A 12,483-nucleotide genomic window follows, 5' to 3' on the forward strand; every position below is an offset into this window, starting at 1 on the left:
AAATAAATGTTCAGACAATACAACAACGTTCATGATATTACACCGTTTGTGAGAAGAAGGCCGGATACCGACTTTCCCAACAACATAAAAAGCATCGTAAAATTACGATGCTTGCAGATGGGCGATGTAACGCCAGCGTATTAAAAAGAAATACAAGATTTGGGCCACTGTAAAACCACTCAAGACGAGCACCATTTCGCCCAAAATCGATAGTTCGGCAAACTCATCCCACACCACTTGAAGCGAGATGAAAGCGAATGTGCTATGGAGCAGCGCTACTGCCCAAGGCAGAAAGAATTGAGGGATCAGTTGCCGGTTGACAATTTTCCCAAGTTCCTTTTCTGTCATGCCAAGACGGACCAGCAGCAAGTATTGTTTCCGGTCACGTTCAAGCCCTGTATAGAGCTTGAAGTAAATAAAACTGCCCGCTGCCAGCAAAAATACTGCCGCGACCATCACGCCGATAAACAACAGAATCGCAAACGATGATTTGAACCATCGATAATCTTCTCCAGGGTTTTCAAAGAAAAAATTCACATTGCTGAAATCCGCAGTCGCTATTGCTTGCTGCATCAACGCAGTCAACTCTTGACCGACCGTTACTGTTTCTTCCCATTCGGGAACAGCGAAAGCATAATAGGTAAAAGTCGATTCCCCCGGCGCATAGCCGGCCAACGGTTCATCTATCGCATCATAGTCCTGATCATTAACGACAATGCTATTTACATTCATCGTATGGTTCGGAAACATAATTCGCTGGTAAACTTCATCGATTGAAAGCGAGATGCCACTTTCCACCAAAGTAGTCTGGGAAGTGAGGTTCTCCAGCTCTTTTAATGATTCTCTGGAGTATGGGATAAACAGCCCTTTTCCTCTTTCCGGGTAAACCGGCTCAAAATCGAGCGCAAAAGCCAAGCGGTTAAATTGTGAGGCTGGTACAATGTCCACGTCATTCCCGGTCAGTGCTGAAGTTTGCCGTTTTATAGGGATGGGCACTAAATCATATGCCAATTGCTTTTCTTCTAATTGTGAAGTCAATCCTGCTATATGCTCCTGCTCTGCTTCATTACCCTGGAATGATATGTAAACCAGCCCTAATGGATTGGATTCACGAAAATCTCCTGTATAAGACATAAATGAAGCCAATGTCCCCACCGTCAAGAAAGCGACTGTTGAAACAATCGTCACAATAAAAAACATTTGGGCACTATCTTTTAATTTCACCGAAGCTTCAGCAAGAGAAACCAGGCGAGTCTTATGCCAGTAAACCCCTTTTTTCCGCTTGTATATATTCAGCATCGAATGAATGGAATGGGTAAAAAACAAGTAAGTTCCAAGTGTAGCAAGCGGCGGTATGATCACCGCTAGTTGATAAACCGTTTTATCAGTAACTATGGAAGCTAAAAAATACGTACAGATAAGAAGGACGATCCCAAGTACCGACAATGCTTTTGACACAGTTGTTACTTCTTCCGTTTTCCAATAACCCTGCAGCAAATCCAAGATTCCTTTGGTCCGGATAAACGCCACACTGATAAAAGAAATGATGATGAACAAACTGGCAAAAGCTCCAATAGTCAAAGCAAAAGGCTTCCATGACAGATAAAGCGGCAATGACTCCAGCTCCATGATTTCACGGCCAATCATAAAGAAGAACTTGGAAAAGGCAAAACCAAGAGCAATTCCTGCTATGGTCGAGACAGCGCCGAGAATGATCGTCTCAAAGAAAATCAATTTGTTCAATTGTTTTTTGGTCATCCCCAAATGCATTAGAATGCCAAATTCCTTAGAACGTGCCTGTAAAAAGGCGCTCATGGAATACAGCAAGAAAAACAGCGTAAATACGTATAACACAATTTCCGCGATGAACATGCCGCGAACGGCTAATTCCTGTAGTCCGTCTTCTTTAAAAAGCGGATGAAAAATAAACATAGAATAAACAAAAAACACCATAACGGAAAAAACACTGGCCAGAAAAAAAGCGGCATAGCTCCGCCGGTTTCGAAGGACGTTATGGTAAGCGAGTTGCCGAAAGGTCATTCACATTTCCTCCAAGCAAGGATAGAACATTCAAGATTCTTTGATAGAACGTCTGGCGGCGCTCATCACCGTATATTTCATTGAAAAATTCGCCATCTTTAATGAACAATACCCGATCACAATAACTGGCAGCGATAGGGTCGTGTGTAACCATAACGATGGTCGCCCCTTCGTTGGCACTGACTTTTGATAACAAGTCCAGCACGTCACGGGAAGCTTTCGAATCCAGGTTGCCGGTTGGTTCATCTGCCAAAATAATAGCAGGTTTGTGGATCAGGGCGCGTCCGATTGCCGTGCGCTGTGCTTCTCCACCTGAAATTTCGTTGGGGCGTTTATGCAGAATTGAAGTCAAATCGAGCCGTTTGGCAAGCTCCAGCACCCGCAACGCCATCTCATTGGTTGGCACATAATCGAGTGTCAGCGGTAGAACAAGATTTTCTTCAACTGTCAGCATTTGCAGCAAATTGAAATCCTGGAAAACAAAACCGAGTTTGCGCCTTCTGAATAACGCCAAGTCATTCTTATCCAGACGATGCGGATTAACTCCGTCAATCAGAATTTCTCCTGCAGTCAGCGAATCGATGGTTGAAATCAAATTCAGCAAGGTCGTTTTTCCACTTCCGGAAGGTCCCATAACAGCGAGAAACTCACCTTTTTCCACTTCGAAGCTCAACTGATTCAGCGCCCGGTGCGTGACTTTCCCCTCGTACACTTTCGTCACTTCGTCGATTTTCAATAACGACATCGTCTTTTCCTCCTGTTGGTATGTCTTGGTTGTAGAACGACACCGATACCGTCGTGCCCTGTCCATGGACTGAGGAAATGGTCAATTTATGCCCAAGCTTTTCACACACTTCTTTTGCCAAATATAAGCCCATACCGGTGGATTCCCCTGTCTTGCGCCCATTCTCTCCGGTAAAAAAAGCTTTTGTGATACGGGGCAAATCGGATGATGGAATGCCGATGCCTTCATCTCGAATAGTTAAAACAGCATGGCCATCCGTACATTCTGTATGGATATAAACTTTTTTATTCGGTTCAAATGTGTATTTTAAAGCATTTGTCAGAAGCTGGCCGAAAATAAACTTCATCCACTTTTGATCAGTGGCCACTGTACAGTCCTCAGCCATATCGGTTTCAGGATAAACACGCTTTGATATGAACAAGCGCTTATTCTCAGTTATGATTTCTGACACCATATTGCGCAAGGAAATCTGTTCAATCTGCATATCTTCTTCAAATGTATCAAGACGTGCATTCATCAATACGGTATCAAGCCCCGACTTCAACCGGTCGACTTCTTCCCGGACGCTGTTTTTATCGAGTTCCCCTTCTTCCTGCAGCAATAATTGCATCACGGATAAAGGTGTTTTCATCTGGTGCACCCATTGATTCATAAATTGCAAATGGCGTTTTTGAGTAGCGTAAAGCGCCTGCGCTTCATTTTGGTAAAGGCGGTACAGCTCCTGTAAGTATTTCTCACTTTGAAGCTGTTCAGGAGATCTTCCTTCCCGCTGTATCGCATGTTCCATATTTTCCGGGATGGCCAGAATTTTCCGGTAGAAATGATACCTCTTAACAAAACGGGCAGCCAAAAAAGTGCTGACCAATAGCGTACTAATTACAAAAGAATAGATGGCTGTATCCAGATTCCGAAAGCCATCCAGCCAGTATAGCGCCATGATAAAAGCTACTAAGACGACTTGAAAGACAATAAACGCTGCATGCTCTTTAAAGAATAACCGGAACATTACAGTTCCTCCTCATGGATCAGCAAACGATATCCGGATCCGCGCACTGTTTCAATTGACGACAGTACTTCATAATCAGCCAATTTTTTTCGAACGCGTGTCATATTTACATTCAATGTATTTTCGTCAACAAAAGCCTGATCATCCCATAATTCTTCGAGCAACTGCTCTCGTGTCACCACTTTCGGAAATTGGGACAACAACAATTCCATGATGGTGCATTCTTTTTTTTGCAATGGAATAATAATGGATTTGACGTGAAGCTCCATTCGCTCAAGAAATAAAGAGATGCGCCCCGCTTTTACAGAACGTTCTTCTTGTTTTGGTGCATATTCCCCGTAGGCCCTGCGCAGATGGCTTCTTATTTTTGCAAGGACGATTTCATAATGGAAAGGTTTCGTGATGAAATCATCTCCGCCATTTTCCAAAGCAAATACCTGATCCATTTCACCAGATCTGGCTGATATGAATAATATAGGGCAAGTGGATATCTGGCGCAGCTGGCGGCACCAATAATACCCATCATAAGAAGGCAAGTTTATATCGAGCAGAACCATATGGGGATCAAATACTTCAAACTCATCGAGGATGCGGTCAAAATCTTTCGCAGTTTCCACTTCGTAATGGTATTTGCGCAAAGTTTCAGCCAGCAATGCCGCAATTTTCAAATCATCTTCCACTATGAAAATCCGTTGAGCTGCCACATCGATTCCCCCTTTCCTGTTTCTTTCCATTTTAACAAAAGAGCCTGCTCAATAGCAGGCTCTTCATGAATTCTTAATAAATTAATTTTAAAAACTCTTCTTTTGTAATGCCGCCCAGATATTTTGGAATGTCGAAATTGCTGATGGCTTCGTCCAGCGACGCCCGTTCGTATTTCACGCCTGTAATGGCTTGTTCAATTTCAGATACATCGCCGACGCCGAAAAAGTCGCCGTAGATATTGGCATCCTGCACGACCCCGTTTTCAACTTGAAGGCGAACATCTATGCCGCCAACCGGGAAACGATGAGAATGCTTCACATTGAATTTAGGCGATTTGCCGTAGTTCCAATCCCAGTTGCCATAACGCTCTTTCGAAAGCTGGCGGATATTTTCCCAATCCTGGTCTGTAAGCTCCCAGTACTTGATGTTATCTTCGCCTTCAAACAATGATGCCAGAATGGCAGAACGGAATTCCGTAACAGTCATCGGCTCTTTCAAAAACTCTGAAATGTTGGCCACACGGCTGCGGATAGACTTGATGCCTTTTGATTCGATTTTTTCTTTGCTGACTTTTAATGCCGATACCACTGCATCAATTTCTGTATCAAACATTAGCGTTCCATGGCTAAACATTCGGCCCCGGGTTGAGAACTGGGCATTTCCTGAAATCTTGCGTCCTTCCACGATTAAATCGTTGCGCCCTGAAAGTTCTGCGTTAACGCCCAAACTATGCAAAGCATTTACTACCGGTTCCGTGAATTTCCGGAAATTCCGGAAGCTGTTGCCGTCGTCGACCGTGATAAAGCTGTAATTCAAATTGCCAAGGTCGTGGTAAACCGCACCGCCGCCTGACAAGCGCCGAACTACATGAATACCGTTTGAATCAACATAATCGGTATTGATTTCTTCAGCGGTGTTCTGGTTTTTTCCAATGATGATGGAAGGTTCATTTATGTAAAACAGTAAAAACGGATCTTTTTCAACATCCATCGTTTTCAATAAGTACTCTTCTATTGCCAAGTTGATGCGCGGATCAGTAATGCCCTTATTATCTACAAAATACATAGTTTCTCTCCTTTGAAATATATACTCTCTATAGTTTAACGGATTATTTAAAAAAATTCACGATTTAGGGTTGACGAATCTGAACTGTTATAATACAATTCAATAAACCATCACAGTACTATAACAAAGGAGCTGGAGAGAATGATTGAAAACGTAGTAGAATTTTTCAAGAATCTGCCCCCGAAACAATGCTCGAATTGTGGAGAAAAAGTCGAAGAACAGCATGAATGTTATGGTAGCCAATGTGAATCGTGCAATAATCTATAAGAATCCATAAAGAAGCGGACGCTGACTGACAGCGTCCGCTTCTTTTATTTTTGTTTGGAGACGGTCTTTGCTGTATTAATTTCTGTACTATTTTAAATGCATCAAAGAATGATTCATTACCACACTGCTTCCCCCGTTTTGGATGTGGCAAAGGCTTGGATTTCTGCATTGCACCTGTCTACTGCATCGCTTCGCAAATAAGATACCCAAACTGTAGAGCACCTTATGCCCCCCGAAATGTGCCGAGAAAACCATATTAATTCATAGTTCATCTAAAATAACAAAAGCTGGTTGCATTATGCAGCCGATTTTCCAGGCTTTCGAGAAACTCGTATGTTCTTCTGTCATTTCGCTCCAGGGCGGACGCTTTTCGCGGGGTGCGGCCCTAAGCCTCCTCAGTCGCTATGCTCCCTGCGGGGTCTCAGGACTCGCACTGTTCCCGCAGAAGTCGCCGCCTTCCGCTGCATTCAGCATTCTTTTGTCACCTTTAGAGACTCTCTAAAAGTGTGACTGTTTTGGAAAGCTTTCGAATGTTTGTACTTGCTCTCCAGATATGGAGCCAACCAGCGGAGAAAATCGTACTGCTCCTGCAGTGCTGCGCACTTCGTCGCAAAGGCTTGCCCTCGCAGGCGTCGGCCAATGTCTTGCCTGCGGGATAGCGAGACAGCCGAGACCCTGCAACGCTTTTTCATGTCTCGAAGCTAGCGCAGCGATGCAGAGACAGGAGCGCAGCGACGAAGCGGCTTGGCGCTCGCCCGCGGCAAGCGCAGCTGGTTGGCGGAATATCGGTTAAGGGATGATCACCAATAGAATTTTTATCTTTCTCAAGAAGCTGAAAAGCCGGCTGCATAATGCAGCCGGCTCTCTATTTACTTCAATGTCCAGAATGGTCTTCCATTTTGTCCATGCCTTCTGAATCTTCGCTGTCATCAGGCACAATGGAAGCCGGATCTGGATCACCTACTGTGATTTCCTGCTTCGGCATCACATGCAAGCGGCGTGCGCTGGTATGGGCCTGCATGAAATACAAGCCTTCTTCTTCAAAAACCGTCTCGGCTTCATATACGCCATTTCCTGTATGTTCAGCTTCAATCATTTCTCCGCTGTCACGGTGACCGGATTGCCATACTTCATAAACGACTTCATCAGCATCTTCTACCGTTTCATCGCCTTGTGTCACTGAAGCAGACAACACCACTTCCTCTGCCACTTCCGCAGTTTCAGACGTATTGATTTCTACTACAATTTCTTCAAGCGAATTGCCTGCGCCTGCAGAATCGGCTTTATCACTGCCACATGCTGCGAGCAGCAAGATAGGCAATGCTAGCCAAATTAATTTCTTCATATCGTACCTCCACTTTATTGTTCCAAATGGCATCGTTCAATAACTTTGTGCGCCGCGGCTAGGCCTTGATCTACACATCCCGGGAGTCCATAACCTTCAAATGAACTTCCGATCATTTGAATCATGGGAAAAGTTGTTTCCAATTCTTTTCTCATTTTTTCAATACGTTCATGATGCCCTACCAAGTACTGCGGCATGGCTTCATTCCATCGGGAAACGATTGTGAATTCGGGATCCGTTTCAATGGCCATTGATTTTCTCAAATCCGCCATAACTGTTTTTTCAATTTCCTTGTCTGATAATTCCACAACAGCTTCATCGCCGACCCGGCCGATAAACGCCTTAAACAGCATTTTGCCGTCCGGAGTTTGCGACGGCCATTTGCAATGAGAGGCAATACACGCCGTAATTGCAAAATCGCTGTTCCGCGCGACCACAAAACCGATGGCGTTATCTGTATACTGTTTGACCGCTTCAGCTGGAAAAGCCATAGATACAGTGGCAACCGATGTCGCCGGCATTTCCTTCAACTCTTTCAATAAGCCATGCGGTTCAAATAATGATTGAACTTTTGCATGAGGAAGTGCAAAAATTACGTCATCTGCAATTAAGTTTGAATCATTATTTAATGTCAGCACGGCTTTATTGTTATCATTTTTAATGCTTTCCACTTTCACGCCTTTTAACACAGTGCTATTGGAAAGTTCTTTTTCCAGTGCTGCTACTAGTGTTTCCAAACCATTCTTAAACGTTTGAAAAACACCATGTTTATCTGTCGTAAATTTTTCCGGCAGAATATCCCCGTTTTTTTTCATTCCAAAGATCAAGCTGCGGTGCTGCTGTTCAATTTCATAGAATGCCGGAAATGTGGCATTTATGCTCAATCGATCAATATCTCCTGAAAAAAATCCTGAAAACAGCGGTTCGATCAGGTTTTCAACAACTTCTGTACCAAAACGGCGCCGGACGAATGGCCCAACCGGCTGATCCGCTGCGGCAGGAGATTTAGGCAATACCAAATCACCCACTGCACGGAGTTTGCCGCTCCAGGAATATAAACTGGAAGTTAGGAACGGGCCAAGTTCAGTCGGCACTCCCATAATGGACCCTTCCGGTACGGGATGCAGTTTATCTTCAACCATGACATAGGTTTTCCCTGCTACGCTTTCGATCAATTGGTCTTCAATCCCCAATTCCTCAGCTAACAGATTGATGCTATTTGTCCGGGAGAGAAACGAATCTGGTCCACGCTCTATCACAAAGCCGTCTTTTCGAAGCGTCTGAATTTTACCGCCTAAACGATGTGTTGCTTCAATCAACGTAATTTCCAGCGAAATATTTTGTTCTTTCGCTTGTTTTTGTAAATAGTAAGCAGCAGACAGACCAGTGATTCCTCCGCCCACGACTGCTACTTTTCGCGTTCGTTCCGTCACGTTTCGCCTCTCTTTCGCTAATTAAGTTCTAGTTTTTTTCAGCTAGTTTCTTTAATACTACATCCGCCAAACCATCGATAAATAAAGGTTGTACGTTTGGCATTTCCGGGCGTCTGTATGTCGCTCCGATTTCGTCGCATACCACTTTGCACTCATAGTCATTATCAAATAACACTTCCAAGTGGTCAGCCACGAAGCCGACTGGTGTGTAAACAAAAGAAGTATATCCTTTTTGAACGAATAATTCACGCGTCAAATCCTGGACATCCGGACCAATCCAAGGTTCTGGAGTTTGTCCGGCACTTTGCCAGCCGACTTCCACATTTGCAATACCTGCAGCTTCTGAGATCAATGCTGCTGTTTCTTTTAACTGCTCTGGATATGGATCGCCATTTGCAATAATTTTTTCAGGCAAAGAATGCGCAGAAACGATCAAGCATGCTTTTTCCCGCTCTTCTTCAGCCATTTCAGTGAAAGCCTCACTCACTTTCTCGCTCCAGTACTGGATGAACTTCGGCTCTTTGTACCAGCTTTCCACTGATGTTAATGAAATGCCCGCTTTTTCCGCTGCTTCTGCAGCCCGGCCATTATATGATTTCACAGAAAATGTAGAGAAATGAGGCGCCAATACAATGGAAACCGCTTCAGTAATGCCGTCACGCTGCATTGCTTCAACTCCGTCTTCTACAAACGGTTCAATGTGCTTCAAGCCAAGATAGACTTTAAATTCAATGTCATCCTGAACTTCATTTAAACGGCTGCAAAGTGCTTCCGCCTGATCTTGCGTAATTTTTGCAAGCGGCGAAAGGCCACCAATTGCTTTATAGCGGCTGCGCAAATCTTCCAGGCTTTCTTCGCTTGGTTTGCGGCCATGCCGGATGTGCGTGTAATAGCGTTCGATATCCGCTTCTTCATAAGGCGTACCATACGCCATTACCAATAATCCCATTGTCTTTTTCAATCTGATCACCTCAAAGGAAATTTGTCATTCAATTAGATGCGTGCTTTATGGGCAGCGCTGTATTCATGTACAAATGAAGTTAAACGCTTTAATGTATCAGGCTGTACTTCCGGGAATACCCCGTGTCCAAGATTAAAAATATAGCCATCTTGCTGCAGACCCATATCCAAAATCGCTTTTGCCCGTTTTTCGATGATTGGCCAATCCGCCAGCAAGTAAGAAGGATCAAAGTTCCCTTGCAGGGTTTTTGTCAATCCCATAGCACGTGCCTCAGAGATCGGCAGACGCCAATCCAAGCCCACTACATCCACTGGAAGGTCGTGCCACTCTTTTGCCAAATGGCTTGCGCCAACGCCGAAAATGATGAGCGGTACGCCTTCTGTGCGAAGTTCTGCGAAAATGCGTTCCATTACCGGCTTGATGAATATGCGATAATCTTCCACATTCAAAGCGCCTACCCATGAATCAAAAATCTGGATGATTTTCGCGCCCGCTTTGATTTGTGCTTTTACGTAAGGGATGATCGTATCAGCAAGCTTATCCATCAATAAAAACCACATTTCCGGCTGAGACACCATCATAGCTTTGGTTTTGTTATAGCTTTTCGATGGTCCTCCTTCGATCATATAGCTCGCAAGCGTAAACGGCGCTCCTGAAAAGCCGATAAGCGGAACATTCAATTGTTCCTTCGTCAAAATGCGGATTGTTTCAAGTACAAAATCCACATCTTTTTCAGGATTGATTTCACCCAACCGTTCAATGTCAGCCATTGTCCGGATTGGATTGTCGATAACTGGGCCAATACCCGATTTGATTTTCACATCTACGCCAATCGCCGGCAATGGAGTTACGATGTCTTTATACAGAACAGCGGCATCCACGTTGTATTGGTCGACAGGAAGCTTTGTCACATAAGCGCAAAGTTCCGGTTGATGTGTAATTTCTTCTAACGAGTATTTTTCTTTGATTTTTCGGTACTCCGGCTGAGAGCGGCCAGCTTGCCTCATAAACCATACAGGTGTGTGATCGGCTTTCTCTCCACGCGCCGCCTTCAAAAAAGTATCATTAAATGCTGTCATTTTAATATTCATCCCTTCAGATCGTTTCATCTTATGCTGTCTATATCCGTATATACTATAGACGCTACGCTTTCTATTGTATAGTTTCCTTAAACAAATGTCATAAATTAGACTCTTATGCCTTCACCGGTTCGCCATTTTGTGTTTCAGCTATTGTTTTGAGGGAATCGTATATAGTAAAGACTTGTTCAAGGAGGAATTTTGATGAATTTATATATGACAACTGGAACTTACGACTATATGAAGAAAATGCGTGAAAAACACCCAAATGAAACCATGGTTTTGATGCAGGGGGAAAACACCACTTTGCTGCTCCACGAAACAGAAGGCAAGACCATCTTCCAAACACCTCGCCGTTACGAAGTCGTAGATGGCACTGGAACTTTTAAAGAAAAAGGTTTTTTTGTCTTTAATAATATCCCGGTAACGGATGAAGGCCGTCCAATTTTCGAACACCGCTTTAAAAATCGGGCAGGAGCCATTGAGAATGAACCCGGCTATATCGCTTTTCGTGTCTTGCGTCCACGCGATTCGGATACGTATGTAGTATTAACGGAATGGGAATCACCGGCATTCTTTGAGAAATGGAAAGAATCACAAGCCTTTTCTAAAGCACATGCCAAACCGGCGGATAACGCTGGAGAAAAACGGCCGAATATATTCTCCGGCGCTTCTTACATCACTACCTACAAAGCAAAACCGGAAGACGAATGATTCATGCCAAGTCTCTTTTCAGGGGACTTGATACATATATTAACGGGAGGAAAAAATTTGGCTTTTGTTTATTTTTTCTTGGCTGCAATTGTTACAGTTTTGGCAGCCGTCAAACTATCGCAATATGCTGATGTCATAAGCGAAAAAACATCCATGGGAGGCATGATGGTCGGTACATTGCTGCTCGCTGGCGCCACTTCCCTACCAGAAATTTCAACCAGTTTCTCAGCAGCAGCCATAGGCAACGCAGATATCGCGGTCGGCAATATGATCGGCTCTAACCTGTTTAATCTATTTATCTTAGCCGCATTTGATTTTTTGCTGCGCCGGCGGCGGATATTGGAAAGAGCAGAAAGGGACCATATCTATACCGCGATGCTCGGTCTCCTGTTGACCGTTCTCGTCATTTTGGCACTTTGGCTGCGGCTTGATATTTCTTTTCTAGGAATTGGTTTGGACGCCTGGGTCATTGCAATCGCGTATATCTTGGGGATGTTGGCAATCAATAAATTGCCAAAACCTGAACCTGCCGACAAATCCGGTCTACCACAAACAGAACCTGCTAATCCGAGTGCTTCCCTTTCAGCCAATGCGGCAATTATCCGTTTTATCGTGTCGGCTGCTATTATCCTCGGCGCCGGTACTGCTTTATCCGTGACAGGCGATCAAATTGCGGTTATCACCGGAATCGGTTCTAGCTTTATTGGCAGTTTCCTGATTGCTGCGACCACCTCCCTTCCGGAAGCCATTTCTATATTTATTGCACTGCGCCTGGGCAATGTAAATATGGCAGTAGGTGCTGCATTAGGAAGCAATGTTTTTAATATGATCATCCTAGCGCTTTCAGATCCAGTCTATACAGACGGACCCATTATGTCTGCCGTTTCAAATTCACATTTGATCATTGCAGTTGGGGTATTCTTTATGACCTTGCTGGTGCTTTATTCACTAAGGCAGAAGAAAACACTTTCTAATTTTAAATATGGACTGCCGTCACTGTTAGTAATCCTCATCTATTTCATTGCTTCTTATCTGAATTTCACTTATTAAAAAAGGCTAAACGCCTTTTTTTTGTGCTATCATTTAAACAAAATAATTCTGATTATTGAAAGGGGTATTATGA

General features: G+C 43.9%; 12 protein-coding genes. 3 read left to right on the top strand and 9 right to left on the bottom strand.

Annotated elements, in window-relative coordinates; all coding sequences use genetic code 11:
• Window positions 1-102: 102 nt before the first annotated feature.
• The 5 genes from AC3AQ9_RS16630 to lplA form a co-directional block, all read right to left on the bottom strand.
• Window positions 103-2,040, bottom strand: coding sequence for an FtsX-like permease family protein (locus AC3AQ9_RS16630; protein ID WP_488308609.1), 1,938 nt, complete (start codon window positions 2,038-2,040; stop codon window positions 103-105).
• On the bottom strand, window positions 2,012-2,785 hold the full coding sequence (locus AC3AQ9_RS16635) for an ABC transporter ATP-binding protein (RefSeq protein ID WP_488308610.1): 774 nt from the start codon (window positions 2,783-2,785) through the stop codon (window positions 2,012-2,014). The genes AC3AQ9_RS16630 and AC3AQ9_RS16635 overlap by 29 nt, the downstream gene beginning before the upstream one ends.
• Window positions 2,688-3,791, bottom strand: a complete 1,104-nt coding sequence (locus tag AC3AQ9_RS16640) for a sensor histidine kinase (protein ID WP_488308611.1) — start codon at window positions 3,789-3,791, stop codon at window positions 2,688-2,690. Before AC3AQ9_RS16640 ends, AC3AQ9_RS16635 begins: the two co-directional genes overlap by 98 nt.
• Complete coding sequence (locus AC3AQ9_RS16645; protein ID WP_488308612.1) at window positions 3,791-4,495, bottom strand: response regulator; 705 nt, start codon at window positions 4,493-4,495, stop codon at window positions 3,791-3,793. Before AC3AQ9_RS16645 ends, AC3AQ9_RS16640 begins: the two co-directional genes overlap by 1 nt.
• Before the next feature lie 73 nt (window positions 4,496-4,568).
• The gene (lplA, locus tag AC3AQ9_RS16650; protein ID WP_488308613.1) at window positions 4,569-5,561 is read right to left on the bottom strand and encodes a lipoate--protein ligase; all 993 of its coding nucleotides are present in this window, start codon (window positions 5,559-5,561) and stop codon (window positions 4,569-4,571) included.
• Window positions 5,562-5,702: 141 nt separating this feature from the next.
• Between lplA and yhfH the strand changes: the two genes are divergently transcribed.
• Window positions 5,703-5,828: a protein YhfH gene (gene yhfH / locus AC3AQ9_RS16655; RefSeq protein WP_300992006.1), complete on the top strand. Its 126-nt coding sequence runs from the start codon at window positions 5,703-5,705 to the stop codon at window positions 5,826-5,828.
• 874 nt (window positions 5,829-6,702) lie between these two features.
• Here yhfH and AC3AQ9_RS16660 read toward each other — a convergent pair.
• Genes AC3AQ9_RS16660 through hemE form a run of 4 tightly spaced genes read right to left on the bottom strand, consistent with a single transcriptional unit; the run spans window position 6,703 to window position 10,646 of the window.
• A complete protein-coding gene (locus tag AC3AQ9_RS16660) occupies window positions 6,703-7,173 on the bottom strand; it encodes a FixH family protein (protein ID WP_488308614.1) in 471 nt (156 codons plus the stop codon).
• A gap of 14 nt (window positions 7,174-7,187) precedes the next feature.
• Window positions 7,188-8,606: a protoporphyrinogen oxidase gene (gene hemY / locus AC3AQ9_RS16665; protein WP_488308615.1), complete on the bottom strand. Its 1,419-nt coding sequence runs from the start codon at window positions 8,604-8,606 to the stop codon at window positions 7,188-7,190.
• Window positions 8,607-8,634: 28 nt separating this feature from the next.
• Window positions 8,635-9,555 carry a ferrochelatase gene (gene hemH, locus AC3AQ9_RS16670; RefSeq protein WP_488308681.1) on the bottom strand — a complete coding sequence of 307 codons (921 nt, stop codon included), beginning with the start codon at window positions 9,553-9,555 and terminating at the stop codon, window positions 8,635-8,637.
• A 44-nt stretch (window positions 9,556-9,599) separates the two neighbouring features.
• On the bottom strand, window positions 9,600-10,646 hold the full coding sequence (gene hemE, locus AC3AQ9_RS16675) for a uroporphyrinogen decarboxylase (protein ID WP_488308616.1): 1,047 nt from the start codon (window positions 10,644-10,646) through the stop codon (window positions 9,600-9,602).
• Window positions 10,647-10,850: 204 nt separating this feature from the next.
• On the opposite strand from hemE, the gene AC3AQ9_RS16680 reads away from it, so the two are divergent.
• Window positions 10,851-11,360 carry an antibiotic biosynthesis monooxygenase family protein gene (locus AC3AQ9_RS16680; protein WP_488308617.1) on the top strand — a complete coding sequence of 170 codons (510 nt, stop codon included), beginning with the start codon at window positions 10,851-10,853 and terminating at the stop codon, window positions 11,358-11,360.
• A gap of 57 nt (window positions 11,361-11,417) precedes the next feature.
• Window positions 11,418-12,410 (top strand): sodium:calcium antiporter, encoded by a 993-nt coding sequence (locus AC3AQ9_RS16685; RefSeq protein ID WP_488308618.1) that lies wholly within the window; start codon window positions 11,418-11,420, stop codon window positions 12,408-12,410.
• Window positions 12,411-12,483: the final 73 nt, after the last annotated feature.

The sequence above is a fragment of the Planococcus sp. VCh962 genome (assembly GCF_057748275.1).